Here is an 18,579-nt window from a genome sequence, read left to right on the forward strand (position 1 = left end):
AAAGTCCTTATGAAAAACTATTTTTATAAGGACTTTTTAATTTAAAATAGAAACAAAATGAGCATTAGCACCATAGCAATTATAGGAATTATAGTAATACTAATTCTATTTGGTTTATTTACGGTACAACAACAAACGGTTGCAATAGTAGAACGATTTGGTAAATTTGTAGGAACAAGGCAAGCAGGACTAAATATTAAAATACCCATTATTGATAAAATTGCAGGAAGACTTAGTTTAAGAATACAACAACTAGATGTATTGGTAGAAACCAAAACTAAAGACGATGTATTTGTACAACTAAAAATTTCGGTTCAATTTCAAGTTTTGTTTAACAAAGTAGAAGATGCGTTTTACAAATTACAAAATCCAAACGATCAAATAACAGCATATATTTTTGATGTAGTAAGAGCTGAAGTGCCAAAAATGAAATTAGACGATGTATTTGAAAAGAAAGATGATATCGCTTTAGCTATAAAAGGAGAATTAAAAGAATCTATGTCTGATTATGGATATGACATTGTAAAAGCATTGGTTACTGATATAGATCCTGATGCACAAGTAAAAGCAGCAATGAACAGAATTAATGCTGCGGAAAGAGAAAAAATAGCTGCACAATTTGAAGGTGATGCTGAAAGAATTACCATTGTAGAAAAAGCACGTGGAGAAGCGGAAAGCAAACGATTACAAGGTAAAGGAATTGCAGATCAAAGAAGAGAAATTGCAAAAGGTTTGGAAGAATCGGTTGATGTATTAAACAGAGCAGGAATCAACAGTCAAGAAGCATCTGCATTAATAGTTATTACACAACACTACGATACTTTACAATCCATAGGTTCAGACACAAAGAGTAACTTAATATTGCTACCAAACAATCCTAATGCTGCTAGCAATATGTTAAATGATATGGTTACAAGTTTAATTGCTGCAAATAAAATAGAAAAAGCGGACGATAACTCTTAATTTAAAAAAGGGACTCTAATTCCCAAAGATATAGAATCGTAATAAAAAGTTTCCTTGAAGTTAGAAAGCAATTGTGAAGTACGGACAAAAAAAGACCCTAATCTTAGATAAGATTCCATTCTTAAATTTTGTAAACTATCATAATTTATATCAGTGGCTAAAGTAAAAAAACGCTTTTCAAATCGTAAACCTACTGATAAATTTGAAGGATAATAAATCTGATCAACATTAGATGCGTTGGCAAATCGAACGTCTAAATTTGTATTTAAAAAAACGCTTTTGCCCAAGTAATGATCATAATTTAAGTGCAAAGTAGTAGGTAATATATAAGTTTCTTTGGTAGGTTTAGTTGTAGAATTAAATTTAAAATATTCTGAAAAATCAGGTTCTTGGTTAGGAAAAACATAATGAACCTGATTTTCTTCTTTTTTAACCTTATTAAAAGTAAGGTATCCAATATTTGTTAAAGAAACTGCCAATCTATAAGAATATGGTATATAATTAAAAAAAACTCTATTTCTTTTTGCAATGTAAAAAGAATGATTTCTTTCTCTATTCTTTTCAAAAACAAAACCTAAATCTACACCATAACCGATATTAGAACCAAAATTATTATTTTCTAAAATAAGTTTACCTGTAACATCTACCGTACTTTTTTTTGGAAATTCTTGATTAATAGAAAGAGAATTATTGAATTCTATAAAATTAAATGATGCATACTTTATACCTCTAAGCTGCTTTAATGAAACTCCAAATTTTAACATTTTATCATATTCATGGTAAGCTACAAAAGCGTAACTAAGTCCATATTCGTACCAACTAAAAGAATTACCATAACCTTTTATGTTGTTATTCATAAAATCAGTTAAATCGGCTAGGGTTTCTATTTTTTGTTCTCTTGTAATAAGATCAATGTTAAAATTATTAAAATAACTCACCAATTTTAAAGCAGAAAAAGCTCCAATACTATGTCTAGAATTGATTGCATACACAAAAGAAGGTCCCATTATAGTAGAGTGTACAATGGCTTTATCTGAAGTAGTGGCCAGATAATTTGGAAAGTAATTTAAATAATTTTTTAACTCTCTTTGCTGGTACAAAGTATCCAAACTAGAAATTGTAAAGTTATTATCTATTAGATAATTTACATCTTGGCTGTTGATATTTAAATCATCAATAATTTTTGAATAATCAATGTCAGATACCGTATTTGCAACCGTAGTAAAATTAGATAAAATATGTATGTCTAATTTTTTTGGAGAATTAGCTATTAAGGCAGGATTGGTTAACAAACCATAACTACCAGAAAATCTGTCGTAAGAAACCTTATGTTGCCCAAACATAAATGTACAGGTACACAAGATAAAAATAAGTTTAGTTTTCAACTGACTGTATAGGGTAAAAAGTTAAGGGGTACAAAAAAACCATTAAGTGGGGAACTTAATGGTTTGCAATTTATAAAAAAAAATATAATTATTTTTTTGAGTCTTCTTCTACCTTTTTTTTGTCATCATCATCGTCTTGTGTTGCTTTTTTAAATTCTTTAATTCCACCACCAAGACCTTTCATTAATTCCGGAATTTTTCTTCCTCCAAACAATAATAGAACAACAACCGCTATTAAAATCATGGACTGTGGTCCAACAAAACCAAGTGATATATTTAAAATATTCATTATTATTAAATTTTAGGTAACAAATATACTATTTTTATTATGGAAATATAATAGAGTACGTAAACTAATTCTTACGAATAATTCCTCCTAAAAAAGATTTTTCTACCACCGAAAATGGATCACCATCATAAATAATAGTTCCTTTAAGCCTTGCATTAGCTTCTAAAAACTCGGTAACATATAATTCTGCTTCAGATGCCACAGTTTTTACATAAGCCTTTTTGCTTTTAAAAGCAAAACCTTTGTATTTGCTTTTTGAAAGTACTTTAATTTTTTGGCTTTCTGTAGTCCCTTTTAAGACAATATTAGAACCCAACTCAAACTCTCCTATCAAATCTACAGTTTCAAGGCTTAAATTAGCGTTTATGTTATTAATTGCTATAAACTCTAAAAAATTTTCTTTCAATATATCTTTGGAGTGTATCACTACGTTGTTAGACAATTTTATATGACGTAATCCAGGCTTGTAATAAATCTTTAATTTAATGTCGCTGTTAAATTTTTTGGTAAGTGATGATGAAATATCCAATTCGTGATTTTTATTCTCAATAATCAAATTATCGGTATCATTTCCTGTAGCCACCACTTTGTAATCATCAGCAATAATCAATTCAACGTCCATAGCACTGGTTATTTCTATAGATTTAAATTCTTTTAAATTTCTTTCTAATTTTTGTGAAAAAAGTGTGCTTGTAGCAAATAGTAATAATAAAAAATGTTTCATTTATTCTGTGTCAATATTATTTTAATGGATTAATCTTCTATCAAAAAGAAGTCCAAATGTTTTCTTTCTAGGTCTGCATTTTTAACTTTTATCCAAACTTCATCCCCTAGCCTATAAGTTTCTCCGTAACGTTTACCTATTAAAGCATATTCTTCTGGATCAAAAATAAAATGATCGCTGGTAATATCTCTTAATCTTACCATACCTTCACATTTATTTTCAATAATTTCAACATAAATTCCCCATTCTGTAACTCCAGAAATCACTCCTTTAAAAGCCTTACCAGTAAAATTTTGCATGTATTTTATTTGCATGTATTTTATGGAATCTCGTTCTGCTTTAGAGGCCAACATTTCCATTTCTGATGAGTGTTTGCATTTTTCTTCGTACTCTTCTGCAGAAACAGATTTACCTCTGTCTAAATAATGCTGTAACAAACGATGAGCCATTACATCTGGGTAACGTCTTATAGGCGAAGTAAAATGGCTGTAATAATCAAAAGCCAATCCGTAATGACCAATATTTTCTGTAGTGTATTCTGCCTTGCTCATAGAACGAATTGTTAATGTTTCAATCATATTAGATTCTGCTTTTCCATGGGCATCTTTAAGTAGCTTGTTTAAAGAAGAAGATGTAGATATTCTAGATTTGGTATTAATAGCATATCCAAATTTAGAAACCAAATTTCCTAAAGCTTCTAATTTATCTACATTAGGTTCATCGTGCACACGGTAAATAAATGTTTTTTTAGGTTGTCCTGATTTTGTTCTTCCTATAAATTCTGCCACTTTTTTATTGGCCAATAGCATAAATTCTTCAATCAGTTTATTAGCATCTTTAGATTCTTTAAAAAAGACTCCTACAGGCTCACTTTTTTCGTTTAAATTAAATTTTGTTTCTATTTTATCGAAAGCTAGCGCACCAGATTTTAATCGTTTAGCTCTCATTTTTTTTGCCAAACTATCTAAGGTTAGAATTGCTTTAGCAATATTTGTATCTACTTCATAGCTTTCTCCTGTTAACGAAATTTCTGAAGGAATTGTTGGCGGATTTGCTTCAGGATTTTCTATAATTACCTGAGCTTCTTCATAAGCAAAACGTTTGTCGGAATAAGTTACTGTTCTTCCAAACCATTGGTGTAACAATTCTGCTTTTTCATTCATTTCAAAAATAGCTGAAAAAGTAAGTTTTTCTTCATTGGGTCTAAGAGAACAAACTCCGTTAGAAAGCATTTCTGGCAACATAGGTACTACCCTGTCTACCAAATAAACTGAAGTAGCTCGTTCAAAAGCTTCATTATCTAATACAGAGCCTTCTTGTACGTAATGAGACACATCGGCTATGTGAATTCCTATTTGATAATTTCCATTTTCTAAAACCTGAAAAGATAGTGCATCATCAAAATCTTTTGCATCTTTTGGATCAATAGTAAAAGTTAAGACATCTCTTAAATCTCTTCTTTTAGCAATTTCATCTTCTGTAATTTCTATTTCTAAAGCTTTGGCAGCTTCTTCTACTTGAGATGGGAATTCGTATGGCAAATCGTATTCAGCTAGAATAGCATGAATCTCTGTATTATGTTCTCCAGATTTACCCAAAACACGTGTAATAATTCCAAATGGATTTTTAGAGTCACTAGGCCAGTCCGTTATTTCTGCTACCACTTTATCACCGTTTTCAGCATTTCCAATTTTTTCTTTAGGAATAAAAATGTCGTTGCTCATACTAAAGTCATCAGGTACCACAAAGCCGTAGCTAGTACTTAATTGTAGTGTTCCTACAAAATGATGCTTGTATCTTTCTATAATTTCTACAACTTCACCTTCTACTTTTTTCTTAGTAGCTCTTTTGTAAACATATACCTTTACAGTATCGCCATTAAGTCCGCTGTTTAAATCGTTTTTGTGTATAAAAACATCTTCTTCTAAATCATCACACACAAAATATGCATTTCCAGATTTGGTAACATCTAGTTGCCCTATATGATAATTTTTGGTAGCATCTAAAAGATATTTACCTCTTTCTATTTCAATAATTTTTTTTTGAAATTTTAATTCTTCAAGCTTGGCTAATAATTGTTGTTTGCTGTTGTGGTCTTTTAGTCCAAGATTAGCGGCAATTTGTTTGTAGTTTAAAGGTTTGTTTTGGTTAGAGTTTAAAGTTTTAAAAATATTTTTCGTTAAATCTTTTACGATTTTACCTTTTGATTTGAAAATTCCCTTATTTCTTTTACCTCTTGCCATAGTTCTAAGTTTTTCATCTAGTAAAGGTACATAAATACATAAAGTTGATTTAGCTAATAATCACATTTAAAATTGATTTTTAACAATTTAATATTTAATTATTTTTCTTTTCTTAAAAAATTTTAAAACACATTATGAACTATTATTAGTTGTTGATTTTCACAATAAATTAACAATCAAAAACTTTTACTTAACATAGAATTTACTTTATTAACATTTTATTAAGACTTTAAAGTATTGTTTTTTAGTAGTATAATTATAGTTATTCACACTTGTTGATAACTGTTTTAGCTGTTTTCTGAGTATAAAAATCAACTACAAGATTTTTGATAAAGTGTGAATAAATTGTTAATAAGCTGTGATAACTTATTTGTAAATAAATTTGCATGATGTGGTTTAAGTCACGTATTGTTTTTTTGAACTTAAAATCAAAATTAACTTAATAGAATTTTATCACAGGTTATCAACATTTTTATATATCTTATAACTTGCTGATTTTTAATAGAATTCAAGAAACTTATCAATTTATATGTTAATAACTCTATTTTAATGTAAATAACATAATAAATAATTATTTTTACTACATTTTTTTTAATGTATAGTTGCTGATTTTTAAGGAGTTAAATAAACAACAAAGCATATAGCTACTAACCTTCCATTTTGTAAATTTGCTTTCTTTAAAAAAAGAACTAATCTTATGAATGTACCAAAATCCAATTTGCCTAGAGTAGTTGTAATAGGTGGTGGATTTGCGGGTCTAAATTTGGTAAAAAGACTACGTAAATTACCCATTCAATTAGTAATGGTAAACAAACACAATTACCATGCGTTTCAACCATTATTGTATCAAATTTCTACTAGTGGTATAGAATCTGATTCTATTGCTTATCCTCTAAGAATGTTCATCAAAAAACAACAGAACTTTTATTTTAGGATGGCCGATGTTAAAGAAATTGATCCTACCCACAAAATTGTAAAATCGGACATAGGAGAGCTTTCATACGATTATTTAATTATCAATACTGGTACTAAAACCAATTTTTTTGGAAATAAAGAAATAAAAAAACACGCAATGCCTATGAAAACTATTCCTCAGGCATTGAATTTACGTAGTTTGATTTTACAAAATTTTGAGCGTGCCACAGTCGAAGCTGATGAAGAAGTACAACGTTTTTTATTAAATTTTGTTATTGTAGGTGCTGGACCTACAGGAGTTGAATTGGCTGGTGCTATTGCAGAATTTAAACAGAGTGTATTGCCTTTAGATTATCCAGATTTAAATTCAGAATTAATGCAAATAAACTTGCTAGAAGGAGCCGATAGAGTACTACCTCCTATGAGTGAGCATGCTTCTAAAAAATCTACTCAGTTTCTAAAAGAATTAGGGGTTGAAATACATACCAATACCATTGTTACAGAATACGACGGAAAATTAGCAAAAACAAAAGATGGAAAAGAATTTGCTTCTAGAACTTTAATATGGTCTGCTGGTGTAATAGCCAATAGAATTGATGGATTTTCGGAAGAAGCCTCTGAACCTAGAAGCAAAAGATATTACGTAAATGAGTTTAACCAAGTAAAAGGATACTCCAATGTCTTTGCTCTTGGAGATGTAGCTTTAATGGCTTCTAAAGATTATCCAAGAGGTCATCCTCAGGTAGCCCAACCAGCTATTCAACAAGCAGTAAATTTGGCTAAAAATTTTCCAAAGATTTTAAAAGGAAATAAAAACTTAAAGCCTTTTGTATACAACGACAAAGGTTCTATGGCAACCATTGGTAGAAACAAAGCGGTAGCAGATATTAAAAAACTAAAATTTGGAGGATTTTTTGCTTGGTTAATATGGATGGCAGTACACTTAATATCTTTGGTTGGTTTTAAAAATAGATTGGTAATTTTAATTACTTGGATTTACAACTATGCCAATTACAACAAAGGATCTCGTTTAATTATTAGACGATTTAGTGTTAGAAAACGCAGAGTAAGAACCAACGCAGAATTGTAGTCTTTTTTGTGTAATTTTGCAGCATATAAAACTAGAACAAATGAAAATAGCCATCGGAAACGATCATGCAGGACCAGATTATAAACAAGCAATTGTAACTTTATTAGAAAAAAAAGGAATTGAGGTTGTTAATTACGGTACAGACACTTTTGATAGTGTGGATTATCCAGACCATGCGCATCAAGTTGCCAATGCAGTAGCTACTCAACAAGTAGATTTTGGAATACTAATATGTGGATCTGCAAATGGAGTAGCCATGACTGCTAATAAATATCAAAATGTAAGGGCTGGTTTGTGTTGGACTAACGAAATTGTTTCTTTAGTAAGACAGCACAACAACGCAAATGTTTTGTGTATTCCTGCTCGTTTTACAGCCATACCTCAGGTGTTAACCATGGTAGAAACTTTTTTAAATACCGATTTTGAAGGAGGAAGACATCAAAATAGAGTGGCTAAAATAGCTTGTAGTTAAGAAATATATTTTTTAAAAACTTATATATCCGCAGTAAAATTTAATTCTACTGCGGATTTTTTAGTGTTAATTTAATGCTTGGTAAAACTGTAAATATTGCGGATTGTTGGGTTGCAACTCCAGTAGTTTTTTTGCTTGTTCTTTAGCCAAATCAATTTGTTTGTTTTGATGATACATGTATGCCAACAAATAAATCAAATCGGTGTTGTTAGGATTAGTTTTTAATTGCTTTTTAAGCACTAAAATTGCTTGTTTACTATCATTGTTCTGAAATAGCAATAAACTTAAATTATAAGCTATTCTATCATTGTCAGGAAGCAATCTTAAAGCTTCTTTTAATTGCAAAATAGCTTCTTTTGGTTTTCCTAATTCGTTTAAAAGAAGTCCATAATCAAAATTGGTCAATCCAAAACCAGGTTCTTGTTCCAAAATAGTTTTGTAAGCTTGTTCTGCTTGGGTATACTGTTTATTTTGATAATACAAATTGGCCAAACTTGTTCTAACAATATTGTTTATGGGATCTAGTTTCAAAGCTTCTTCTAAAGTTTTAATAGCACTGGTAATTTTTCCTACACCCATATAGTATTGTGCACGTTTCATTCTACCACCAGAAAACTCACCTCCTACTTTTAAGTTATTGGCAAACTCTACACGTACTTTGTTGTAAAAAGGAAGGTATTCTTGTGGAATTTTAGATTTAGGTACGGCACTTAAAGCAAAAAAAGCTTTTACACGCACAGCACGTTTTTTATCTTTTAACAAAGGCAACAAAGCTTTATAGTTGTCGGTTCCTAATTTCAATTCAAACAACAAATCTGCTGTAGCACCTTTTACCAAAGGCGATTTGTCTTTTAGAAATTGTAAGACTTCTTTTACATTAATTAAATGTGTGTAATTGTTTAGATTAGACACTGCAGAAGCTCTTGCAATATTTGGATAAATAGTATCTTTTGCCAAAGCAATTAAACTATCCTTACCACCTTCTGCTCTTGCAATTCCTGGGGCTAATTTGTCTGAAAAATGATTTTTTTTAGGCTCTCCGTACAGTTTTACAAAGTTATCATAAGCCCATTGATCATCTTTGTCTTTATGACAACCAGAACATACGTTTGGAGTGTTGTATTTTAAGCTTAAATCTGGTCGTGGAATTCTAAAACTGTGGTCTCTTCTAAAATCATTTCCCATATAAAACCTACCTGGCATATGGCAATTAATACACAAAGCACTTTGAGTACCTATAGGATGTTTGTGATGTGTTTCAGAATCGTATTTAGGTCCTTCATGACATTGTAAACACAAACGATTGTCGTCAAATTTTCGTTTTGTAGAATGTACATCATGACAATCTTTACAACTTACTCCGTTATGGTACATTTTACTTTGAACAAATGATCCATAAACATAATCTTCATCCAAAATTTGACCATCAGCATAATATAAGTTTTCACGTATTAACTGAGGGTAGTAATGGTCTAAAAAAGTTCCTTGAGGTGTATGAAATAAGCTTATATTCTCTCTTCTAGCATGACATCTTGCACAGGCATCAACCAATTCTTTAGAGTTTAAATTGGTCATTTGCATACTGCCATCATTTTTATATCGATCTCCTTGAATTACAGCTTTAGAAACATGTTCTTTACCAGGACCATGACAAGCCTCACAACTAACATTTACAATGGCATAATTGGTGGTATAGCTATGATCTTTTTCATGGTAGTTTTTCTTTACATTAGTACTATGGCAATCAGAACACATAGTGTTCCAATTTAGTCCTCCTCTACTCCAATGCAACCATTCGCTGTGTACTACTTTAAAATCTGGATACAAGTCAAACCATTTGTTTTTTTCTGTATCATAAGCAGTTCTAAGACACTGATAATGCCCGTTAGGAAATAATACAATATATTGTTGCAAAGGAGTTAATCCGAAAGTATAAATAATTTCATAGTCATGATTTTTACCATCTCTACCTTCAGTATTAGCGTAAAATTTTCCATTTTTTTGAAAAAAAGTAGATGTGACTCCTTGACTTACAAAAACCTCTCCATTAAAAGGAGCTAAGATGGTTTGTCGTGTTGCTTTTTGCATAGACTTGTCGTGATGAGATCCTTCCCATTGCTGAAATTGATCGGCATGACATTCTTTACATTTTTGATTACCTACATAATGTTTGTTAGGAATACTATCAGTATTGGTAAAAATAGACATAGGATCCATTTTTTGATAGGCTTCCTCTTTCTTATCTCCACAAGAAACAAGAATACTTATAATTGTAAGGAGAATTATTTTTTTCAAAAGGTTAGTGTTTTTAGAGTTCCTAAATTTACAAATAAATACTATTTAGTGTTTTATTTATTCAGCAGATTTGGCACATCTAAATCCAGTATTAAACAAAGAAGATTCTACTGTATTTTGAGCTCTAAAAGTTGTAGTATAACTAAGTTCTAAAGCCTGATCAAACATAAAAGAACCTCCTCTGGTAACAACAACTTGTGCATTTTTTTGAAAAGGAATAGTTTTATCATAAGGTTCAAAAACAGTAGCAGTCCATTGCCATACATTTCCTACCATATCATTAATTCCGCTTTTACTTTTAGGAAAAGCACCTACAGGAGATGTAAACAAGTAACCGTCTTTAACATTTTGATCTTGAATGGTTTGTCCGTCCCAAGTATTGGCCATATAATTTCCATTCATCTTAACGCTGTTTCCCCAAGGATATTTTAATTCTTTTCCATTTTTTGCAGCATATTCCCATTCAATTTCTGTAGGCAATCTTTTTCCTGCCCATGTAGCATAGGCATTGGCATCGTTCCAACTTACATGGGTTACGGGATGATTGTTTTGAGCTTTATCACCTTCGGGACCAAAAGGATATTCCCAAGTGGTTCCTTTTACCAAGTTCCAACGGATTCCTCTTAAATCAAAAATTCCAGAATCTCCAAAATTTTCAGCTTCAGTAATATAGTTGGTTGCTTCAACAAATTTTCTAAAATCAGCCACGGTTACCAAATTTATATCTAAGTAAAAAGGGGCTACTATGGTGGTAAAACTAGGGGCTTCTATTTCAGTTCTATCGTCAGAACCAATGGTAATTTCTCCACCTTTAAAAAAGACCATATCTTGGGTATTGTTAGACGTATTTTCTTGGGAAATTGGACTTTTTTGTTCGGATTGCTGTGTTTCAGGTTGCTTTTCTTTGTTGTCCTGGTTTTTGTTATTTTTACAAGCAATGGTACTTGCCAATAGCAAAATGCTAAATAAATATTTCATGGTGTTTGATTTGTATCTTGTTGCAATATTATCTAATTATATCTAGAATATAGGTAGAAGTAATAATAAGATGTTATTTTTGTTGAATAGTTTAATTAAAACATCAAACAATGTCTATCTTAACAGACAAGCAACTAAAATACGATACGGCTTATTTAAGAATTGCTTTCGAATGGGCTAAATTATCGCACTGCGAACGTAAAAAAGTTGGAGCGATTATTGTAAAAGACAGGATGATTATTTCTGATGGTTACAATGGAACTCCTACAGGTTTTGACAATTGTTGCGAAGATGAAAACAACGAAACCAAATGGATGGTGTTGCATGCGGAAGCCAATGCAATTTTAAAAGTTGCAGCTTCCACCCAATCAACCAAAGGAGCTACCTTATACATAACTTTATCTCCTTGCAAAGATTGTAGCAAATTAATCCATCAATCAGGAATAACAAGAGTGGTTTACGCCAAAGAATATAAAGACACAACTGGACTAGAATTTTTAGCCAAAGCTGGAGTTGAATTATTGAAATTAGATATTGATGAAACAGAATAACAACATTCCATTATTTATAGGAATCTCAATAGCTTTCGGAATTATGGTCGGAAGCTTTTTTAACATCAAAAATGCAGGAACAATTTACAATCCTTCACAAACCAAAGGAAACAATAAATTAAGTGCTGTACTAAAATATATAGAAAGTGAATATGTTGATGATGTAGATGCAGAACAAATTACCGAAGAAATTATTACCGATTTGTTAAACAAATTAGATCCGCATTCTAGCTACTTATCTAAAGATTTACAGCAAATTACCAAAGAAACGATGAATGGTAATTTTGTGGGAATTGGAGTACAATTTGTTGTAAAAAAAGACACAGTTGTAGTCGTAAAAGTATTGCCCGATGGCCCTAGTAAAAAAGCAGGTTTAAGAGATGGTGACCGTTTGCTAATGGCAAATAAAGATACGTTGTATGGTAAAAATCTTAATTCTGATGATATTATAAGTAAATTAAAAGGAATAGAAGATACTCAAGTAAAAGTAAAAGTATACAGACCTGGAGACAATAATACCATAGATTTTAACATTACTAGAGGAAAAGTGGCCATTAAAAGTGTGCCTGTTTCATACAAAATAGCCGATAGTTTAGGCTATATAAAATTAGATCGTTTTGCAATGACTTCTTATGACGAGTTTAAAGCTGCTTTAGATGAACTTCAGCAAGAGGGAATTAAAGATTTGGTTTTAGATTTAAGAGGAAACCCAGGAGGTTATATGCATATTGCAGATCAAATTGCAGACGAATTTTTGGCCGATGGAAAATTGATTGTATATACCAAAAATAAAAATGGTCGTCAGAAAAACTCGGTAGCCACTACAAAAGGATCTTTTGAAAAAGGACATGTATATGTGTTTATAGATCAAAATTCTGCTTCTGCTAGCGAAATTGTTTCGGGAGCTTTGCAAGATCATGACAGAGCAACCATTATAGGTCGCAGAACTTTTGGAAAAGGTTTGGTACAACAAGAAATTGACTTTAACGATGGTTCTGCAATGAGATTGACCATTGCCAGATATTACACACCTACGGGTAGATCTATTCAAAAACCCTATGGAGACAACAATTACAACGATGAAGTGCTAAATCGTTACAAAAGTGGTGAGTTGTTTTACAAAGACAGTATTAAAGTGATAGATTCTTTAAAATATACTACACCAAAAGGAAAAGTGGTATATGGCGGAGGTGGAATTACTCCCGATGTATTTATTCCATTAGACACCTTAAATAGCACCAATTACTACGAACTAAACATGATTAATAATTTTGTGTATCAATACATCGATACGCATCGTGATGAATTGTCTAAATTCAACGAACAAAACTTTATCAAAGAGTTTAAAATCACTCCAAAAATTCACAAAGCTTTTGTAGATTTTATTGCACCTAACAAATTAAATCATTTAGAAGTAAATCGATTATTAAAAGAAAATTTTGCTGTTTCTTTAATTAACGATAAAGTGTATTACCAACTCATACAAGAAAGAGACCCTTATATAAAAAAGGTGCTAAGCTTATCTAAAAAAGAGGAATAATGCCTGCTAAAAAAATCTATTTTGCATCCGATCAGCATTTTGGAGCCCCTACTGTAGCCCTTAGTCTACCCAGAGAAAAACGCTTTGTACAATGGTTAGATGAAATTAAAAAAGATGCAGAAATTTTATTTTTACTAGGTGATTTATTCGATTTTTGGTTTGAATACAAACATGTGGTGCCAAAAGGATTTGTACGTGTTTTGGGTAAGTTGGCTGAGTTGAAAGATGCAGGAATTCAAATTCATTTTTTTGTAGGAAACCATGATTTGTGGATGAATGATTATTTTGAAAAAGAACTAGACATTCCTGTTTATCATCAACCCAAAGAATTTGTTTTGCAAAACAAAACCTTTCTTATAGGCCATGGAGATGGTTTAGGTCCGGGAGATACAGGTTATAAGTTGATGAAAAAAGTGTTTACCAACCCAGTTTGTAAATGGTTATTCCGTTGGCTTCATCCTGATTTAGGAGTTGGATTGGCTAAATATTTATCTGTAGAAAACAAATTGATTTCTGGTGAAGAAGATGTTGTTTTTCAGGGAGAAAATAAAGAGTTTTTGCTTTTATATTGCAAAGAAATACTCCAAAAAAAACACTATGATTATTTTGTTTTTGGACACCGTCATCTTCCCATGATTTATGATTTACCTCAAAACTCTAAATACGTAAATACTGGTGATTGGATTACTTATTTTACCTATGGTGTGCTAGAAAATGGTGTGTTTAAGTTAAAGGAATATCAATAAAAGTTATAGGGTTTTGAATTTGTTATCTAAACAGATTTAATGCAATTGTATATACATACTTTTTAAATAAGAACCCTCTTTAAAACCAATAGGATGATCGACATCATGACGAGTGGTTTCTAATACTTTGTAGGTAACTCGGTTGTTGATTAAAACGTCTTCTACCAATTCAAAAAATACATCAAAGGTAATTCTAGAACTACAAGAAGCCATAACCAATATTCCCTTTTTAGCTACCAGTTGCAAGCCCAAACGCACTAATTTTTTATAACTGCTTAGAGCTCTGTTTACTTCGGCAGCACTTTTGGCAAAAGATGGAGGGTCAATCACCACAATATCAAACTTGGTTTGGTTTTTAGCGAGTTTTTCCATCTCTTCAAAAGCATCACCCACTAAAGTTTTATGAGTACCTAAATACTCGTTTAAATGAGCATTACTTTTAGCAATTTCTAAGGCTGGTCCGCTAATATCTAAACTAGTAACTTCTGTAGCTCCACCCACCAAGGCATGAACAGAAAAACCACCCGCGTAAGAAAAAATATCCAATACCGTTTTTCTTTTGGCCATCTCTCCTACTTTTTTTCTGTTGGCACGGTGGTCTAAGAAGTAACCTGTTTTATGACCTTTAATCACATTGGCAGAAAAGTTTACTCCGTGTTCTTTAAAAACAACAACTTCGTTTTCTAAAATACCATCTAGCACTTGTCCATCGGATAAATTGTAATTATTTTTTTCTTTTTGAACATTTCTACCCAAACGTAAAACTGTAGTTTTTGCTCTACTAATTTTTATTAGTGTAGGAAGTACATCCTTTAAATAAGGAAACCAAAAAGAAGCATATAATTTAATCACCAATACATGATTGTATACATCTGCAACTAAAGAAGGCAAACCATCGTTTTCTCCATAAATAAAACGATAACTATTGGTGTCTGTTTCTAGTAACGGAAGTCTTTTTTTATAAGCTTCTTTAATTTTATTAGTAAACCATTCTTTATTAATATTAGCCATTGTGTTGGCTTGTAATATTTTTATTCGAATGGGCGAAAAAGGGTCGTAAAACCCAACCGCTAGAAACTTATTTTTTTTATGATCAAAAATTACAGCTAAATCTCCAGAATTCCCTTCTTTATTTTGCTTAGCAATACTATTGTCAAACACCCAAGGATGTCCTTTTTTTACCAAAACCTCTGCATTAGGTTTTAGTTTAAATGCGATTTTATTTACTGGAATTTCTGGAAAATCAATCAATGGAAAACTTTTTTTGAATGTGCAAGTTAGTTGTTTTTGGATGACTGATGAATACAATGACTATTTAACATTAGAATACTATATAAAATTATTGATGCTCGTACTTTTGTCAAGAAAACCAAATTTAACTATGAAAAAGATCTTCTGTTACTTAGTGCTTTTATTTAGCCTATTTACATATTCTCAGCAAACCTATATTCCGGACTCAAATTTTGAGCAAGCATTGATAGATTTAGGCTACGATACTACTTTAGACAACTACGTAATAACGGCCAATATTTCTTCAGTTATCAATCTTGATGTTTCTTCTAAAAATATATCTAGTTTAAAAGGAATTGAAGGTTTTGAAGAATTAAAAACTCTAAAATGTAATTCGAATAGTTTAACAAACCTTGATGTTTCTAAAAATAATACGTTAGAAGAACTTCAATGTTTGGGTAATGGTTTAACTTCTATAACTTTTCCTAACAATAGTAGTATAGAAAACTTAGAATGTTCAAACAATAGTTTAGTCACATTAGATACCAATAACTTAAATAACTTGATGTACTTAAACTGTAGCAGTAATAACATAACATCTCTAATTTTAGACAAAGCATCAAAATTAGAATATGTATATTGTGAAAATAATACATTGACTTCTTTAAGTATAAAAAACGGAACCAATTCGTTTAACATCCCTTTTTCAGGACAATTTGATGCTAGAAATAACCCTAATCTTGTTTGTACTCAAGTAGACGATGCTTCTTTTAGCACAACCCATTGGGCAAATATAGATTCAGAAACAAGTTTTAATGAAGATTGTAATTACAAACTAAGTAATCAGCACATTCAAAAAAAGAATTTAACTTTTACAATTAATCATAGTAAAATCTATTATGATGGAATTGTTAATGTATACAATTTCGTAGGTAAAAAAGTACCTAACAAAAACTTACAAGGTTTGTATATTTTAGAATTACAAGATGAATTAGGAAATATCATGATTCAAAAAATAATAGTACCTTAAATATAAATAACATTAAAATTTTTAAAAAGAGCTGAAATTTTTTTCAGCTCTTTGTTATTTTAAAACTGTCAACATTTCTTAATTCCTATCAATATTGTAAATTGGTACACAAATTGATAAAATCACAAACGTAAAGTAAAAAAAATCGTAGAACACAATGGAAGTAGACGTAAGAGCTATCAGCGAAAAAATCGAAAGAGAAAGTGCTTTTGTGGATTTATTATCCATGGAAATGAACAAAGTTATTGTAGGTCAAAAACATATGGTCGATCGTTTATTGATTGGTCTTTTAGGAAATGGTCACATCCTTTTAGAAGGGGTTCCAGGTTTGGCAAAAACTTTAGCCATTAACACCTTGTCTAAAGCAGTAGATGGAGTTTTTAGCCGTATTCAGTTTACCCCCGATTTGCTACCAGCGGATGTGGTAGGAACGATGATTTACAATATGAAAGAAAACGACTTTTCTATTAAAAAAGGACCCATTTTTGCAAATTTTGTTTTGGCAGATGAAATCAACCGTGCTCCAGCAAAAGTACAATCTGCCTTATTAGAAGCTATGCAAGAACGACAAATTACTATTGGTGATGAAACGTTTAAATTGGACGAGCCTTTTTTGGTAATGGCTACACAAAACCCTGTAGATCAAGAAGGAACTTATACGTTACCAGAAGCACAAGTAGATCGTTTTATGCTAAAAGTAGTGATTGATTATCCTAAGTTAGACGAAGAACAATTGATTATGAGAGCCAACTTAAACGGATCTTTTGAAAACGTAAATCCTGTGGTTTCTTTAGAGCAAATTGTCAATGCACGTAAAGTGGTTAATGAAGTCTACATGGATGAAAAAATTGAAAAGTATATCTTAGACATCATCTTTGCCACACGTTATCCAGAAAAATATGGGCTAGAAAATTTAAAACCACTAATTTCTTTTGGAGCTTCTCCTAGAGGTAGTATTTCCTTAGCCAAAGCAGCCAAATGTCATGCCTTTATCAAAAGAAGAGGTTATGTAATTCCTGAAGATGTAAGAGCGGTAGTTTTAGATATATTGCGTCATAGAATTGGAATTACTTACGAAGCAGAAGCAGAAAATGTAACTTCTGAAGACATCGTAAACCAAATAGTGAATGTAGTAGAAGTACCTTAACCCAAGTACAAAGTACAAAGTAGAAAGTACGAAGTTTTAAACTTATCGTAATTAGCTACTCAGTACTTAGTACTCAGTACTATTAAAAATGGATACCAAAGAAATCTTAAAGAAAGTTAGAAAAATAGAGATCAAGACACGTCGATTGTCAGATCATGTTTTTTCTGGAGAATACCATAGTTCTTTTAAAGGACGAGGAATGACTTTTAGCGAGGTAAAACAATATCAATTTGGTGATGACATCCGTAGCATAGATTGGAATGTAACTGCTCGCTACAATGAGCCTTATGTAAAAGTTTTTGAAGAAGAACGTGAACTTACCATGATGATGGTAGTAGATATTAGTGGATCTGGAAACTTTGGAACAAAAGAGCAGTTTAAAAGAGAAACATTAACAGAAATAGCAGCTACCCTAGCCTTTTCCGCTATTCAAAACAACGACAAAGTAGGTTTGTTACTGTTTTCAGATCAAATAGAACTCTACATTCCGCCCAAAAAAGGGAAAAGTCATGTATTGCGTATTATAAGAGAGTTGATAGAATTTGAGCCCAAAAGTCAAAAAACAAATATCAATACGGCTTTAAAATACCTATCAAATGTGTTAAGAAAAAAAGCCATTGTTTTTGTTTTGTCCGATTTTATGAATGATGGTTACGAACATACGCTAAAAATACTTGCCAATAAACACGATGTTACTGGTGTTAGAGTATACGATCAATATGATGAAAACTTACCAAAAATTGGTTTAGTTCCTATGGTAGATGCCGAAACAAATAAAACAGTTTGGGTAAACACATCATCTAAAAAAGTAAGAAATCAATACCAAAAACAATTTGCTTACTGGCGACAGAATTTTGAAACTGCTTTTCAAAAAAGTGGAGCTGGAATTTTAAGTTGTAGAACCGAAGAAAATTACGCAAAAAAATTGTTGACGTATTTTAAACAAAGAGGATAATCAATAATGAATTACAAAGTTTTGAA

Annotated in this window: 16 protein-coding genes; 9 read left to right on the forward strand and 7 right to left on the reverse strand. The window is 31.2% G+C overall.

Going from position 1 to position 18,579, the window contains the following annotated elements; all coding sequences use genetic code 11:
* Window positions 1-57: 57 nt before the first annotated feature.
* Window positions 58-963, forward strand: coding sequence for an SPFH domain-containing protein (locus FS85_RS15285; protein WP_010135500.1), 906 nt, complete (start codon window positions 58-60; stop codon window positions 961-963).
* On the opposite strand, the gene FS85_RS0107365 is transcribed toward FS85_RS15285, so the two are convergent.
* The 4 genes from FS85_RS0107365 to rnr form a co-directional block, all read right to left on the reverse strand.
* Window positions 960-2,306: a hypothetical protein gene (locus tag FS85_RS0107365; protein WP_010135501.1), complete on the reverse strand. Its 1,347-nt coding sequence runs from the start codon at window positions 2,304-2,306 to the stop codon at window positions 960-962. The two genes, FS85_RS15285 and FS85_RS0107365, sit on opposite strands and share 4 nt — an antisense overlap.
* Window positions 2,307-2,436: 130 nt before the next feature.
* On the reverse strand, window positions 2,437-2,637 hold the full coding sequence (locus FS85_RS0107370; RefSeq protein ID WP_010135502.1) for a Sec-independent protein translocase subunit TatA/TatB: 201 nt from the start codon (window positions 2,635-2,637) through the stop codon (window positions 2,437-2,439).
* A gap of 64 nt (window positions 2,638-2,701) precedes the next feature.
* Window positions 2,702-3,361 (reverse strand): GIN domain-containing protein, encoded by a 660-nt coding sequence (locus FS85_RS0107375; protein ID WP_010135503.1) that lies wholly within the window; start codon window positions 3,359-3,361, stop codon window positions 2,702-2,704.
* A 29-nt stretch (window positions 3,362-3,390) separates the two neighbouring features.
* Complete coding sequence (rnr, locus tag FS85_RS0107380; RefSeq protein ID WP_010135504.1) at window positions 3,391-5,604, reverse strand: ribonuclease R; 2,214 nt, start codon at window positions 5,602-5,604, stop codon at window positions 3,391-3,393.
* A 697-nt stretch (window positions 5,605-6,301) separates the two neighbouring features.
* Here rnr and FS85_RS0107385 point away from each other — a divergent pair.
* Window positions 6,302-7,609: an NAD(P)/FAD-dependent oxidoreductase gene (locus FS85_RS0107385; RefSeq protein WP_010135505.1), complete on the forward strand. Its 1,308-nt coding sequence runs from the start codon at window positions 6,302-6,304 to the stop codon at window positions 7,607-7,609.
* A 40-nt stretch (window positions 7,610-7,649) separates the two neighbouring features.
* The gene (rpiB, locus tag FS85_RS0107390; protein ID WP_010135506.1) at window positions 7,650-8,081 is read left to right on the forward strand and encodes a ribose 5-phosphate isomerase B; all 432 of its coding nucleotides are present in this window, start codon (window positions 7,650-7,652) and stop codon (window positions 8,079-8,081) included.
* 66 nt (window positions 8,082-8,147) lie between these two features.
* Here the strand turns inward: rpiB and FS85_RS0107395 are convergent, their stop codons facing one another.
* Together FS85_RS0107395 and FS85_RS15290 are read right to left on the reverse strand one after the other, a co-directional pair.
* Entirely contained in the window at window positions 8,148-10,376 is a 2,229-nt protein-coding gene (locus tag FS85_RS0107395; protein ID WP_010135507.1) for a tetratricopeptide repeat protein, read from the reverse strand.
* 57 nt (window positions 10,377-10,433) lie between these two features.
* Complete coding sequence (locus FS85_RS15290) at window positions 10,434-11,354, reverse strand: formylglycine-generating enzyme family protein (RefSeq protein ID WP_010135508.1); 921 nt, start codon at window positions 11,352-11,354, stop codon at window positions 10,434-10,436.
* Between the two features lie 110 nt (window positions 11,355-11,464).
* On the opposite strand from FS85_RS15290, the gene FS85_RS0107405 reads away from it, so the two are divergent.
* Genes FS85_RS0107405 through FS85_RS0107415 form a run of 3 tightly spaced genes read left to right on the forward strand, consistent with a single transcriptional unit; the run spans window position 11,465 to window position 14,191 of the window.
* Complete coding sequence (locus tag FS85_RS0107405; RefSeq protein WP_010135509.1) at window positions 11,465-11,905, forward strand: deoxycytidylate deaminase; 441 nt, start codon at window positions 11,465-11,467, stop codon at window positions 11,903-11,905.
* Entirely contained in the window at window positions 11,892-13,445 is a 1,554-nt protein-coding gene (locus tag FS85_RS0107410; protein ID WP_010135510.1) for a S41 family peptidase, read from the forward strand. Before FS85_RS0107405 ends, FS85_RS0107410 begins: the two co-directional genes overlap by 14 nt.
* Window positions 13,445-14,191, forward strand: a complete 747-nt coding sequence (locus FS85_RS0107415; RefSeq protein ID WP_010135511.1) for a UDP-2,3-diacylglucosamine diphosphatase — start codon at window positions 13,445-13,447, stop codon at window positions 14,189-14,191. Before FS85_RS0107410 ends, FS85_RS0107415 begins: the two co-directional genes overlap by 1 nt.
* 36 nt (window positions 14,192-14,227) lie before the next feature.
* Here the strand turns inward: FS85_RS0107415 and FS85_RS0107420 are convergent, their stop codons facing one another.
* Window positions 14,228-15,442, reverse strand: coding sequence for a class I SAM-dependent rRNA methyltransferase (locus tag FS85_RS0107420; RefSeq protein WP_010135512.1), 1,215 nt, complete (start codon window positions 15,440-15,442; stop codon window positions 14,228-14,230).
* Window positions 15,443-15,572: 130 nt separating this feature from the next.
* Between FS85_RS0107420 and FS85_RS0107425 the strand changes: the two genes are divergently transcribed.
* The 3 genes from FS85_RS0107425 (at window position 15,573) to FS85_RS0107435 (ending at window position 18,553) form a co-directional block, all read left to right on the forward strand.
* Complete coding sequence (locus FS85_RS0107425) at window positions 15,573-16,451, forward strand: hypothetical protein (protein WP_010135513.1); 879 nt, start codon at window positions 15,573-15,575, stop codon at window positions 16,449-16,451.
* 157 nt (window positions 16,452-16,608) lie between these two features.
* Window positions 16,609-17,598 (forward strand): AAA family ATPase, encoded by a 990-nt coding sequence (locus tag FS85_RS0107430; protein ID WP_010135514.1) that lies wholly within the window; start codon window positions 16,609-16,611, stop codon window positions 17,596-17,598.
* A gap of 88 nt (window positions 17,599-17,686) precedes the next feature.
* Window positions 17,687-18,553: a DUF58 domain-containing protein gene (locus tag FS85_RS0107435; RefSeq protein WP_010135515.1), complete on the forward strand. Its 867-nt coding sequence runs from the start codon at window positions 17,687-17,689 to the stop codon at window positions 18,551-18,553.
* Window positions 18,554-18,579 lie beyond the last annotated feature (26 nt).

It is taken from the genome of Ochrovirga pacifica, from assembly GCF_000220525.1.
In the GTDB taxonomy this organism is placed as follows: Bacteria; Bacteroidota; Bacteroidia; order Flavobacteriales; family Flavobacteriaceae; genus Ochrovirga; species Ochrovirga pacifica.

Excerpts from the sequence above, each read along its gene's own strand:
- FS85_RS15285 (WP_010135500.1), top strand. The coding sequence starts at position 58 with ATGAGCATTAGCACCATAGCAATTATAGGAATTATAGTAATACTAATT.
- FS85_RS0107365 (WP_010135501.1), bottom strand. The coding sequence starts at position 2,306 with ATGTTTGGGCAACATAAGGTTTCTTACGACAGATTTTCTGGTAGTTAT.
- FS85_RS0107370 (WP_010135502.1), bottom strand. The coding sequence starts at position 2,637 with ATGAATATTTTAAATATATCACTTGGTTTTGTTGGACCACAGTCCATG.
- FS85_RS0107375 (WP_010135503.1), bottom strand. The coding sequence starts at position 3,361 with ATGAAACATTTTTTATTATTACTATTTGCTACAAGCACACTTTTTTCA.
- rnr (WP_010135504.1), bottom strand. The coding sequence starts at position 5,604 with ATGGCAAGAGGTAAAAGAAATAAGGGAATTTTCAAATCAAAAGGTAAA.
- FS85_RS0107385 (WP_010135505.1), top strand. The coding sequence starts at position 6,302 with ATGAATGTACCAAAATCCAATTTGCCTAGAGTAGTTGTAATAGGTGGT.
- rpiB (WP_010135506.1), top strand. The coding sequence starts at position 7,650 with ATGAAAATAGCCATCGGAAACGATCATGCAGGACCAGATTATAAACAA.
- FS85_RS15290 (WP_010135508.1), bottom strand. The coding sequence starts at position 11,354 with ATGAAATATTTATTTAGCATTTTGCTATTGGCAAGTACCATTGCTTGT.
- FS85_RS0107405 (WP_010135509.1), top strand. The coding sequence starts at position 11,465 with ATGTCTATCTTAACAGACAAGCAACTAAAATACGATACGGCTTATTTA.
- FS85_RS0107410 (WP_010135510.1), top strand. The coding sequence starts at position 11,892 with ATGAAACAGAATAACAACATTCCATTATTTATAGGAATCTCAATAGCT.
- FS85_RS0107415 (WP_010135511.1), top strand. The coding sequence starts at position 13,445 with ATGCCTGCTAAAAAAATCTATTTTGCATCCGATCAGCATTTTGGAGCC.
- FS85_RS0107425 (WP_010135513.1), top strand. The coding sequence starts at position 15,573 with ATGAAAAAGATCTTCTGTTACTTAGTGCTTTTATTTAGCCTATTTACA.
- FS85_RS0107430 (WP_010135514.1), top strand. The coding sequence starts at position 16,609 with ATGGAAGTAGACGTAAGAGCTATCAGCGAAAAAATCGAAAGAGAAAGT.
- FS85_RS0107435 (WP_010135515.1), top strand. The coding sequence starts at position 17,687 with ATGGATACCAAAGAAATCTTAAAGAAAGTTAGAAAAATAGAGATCAAG.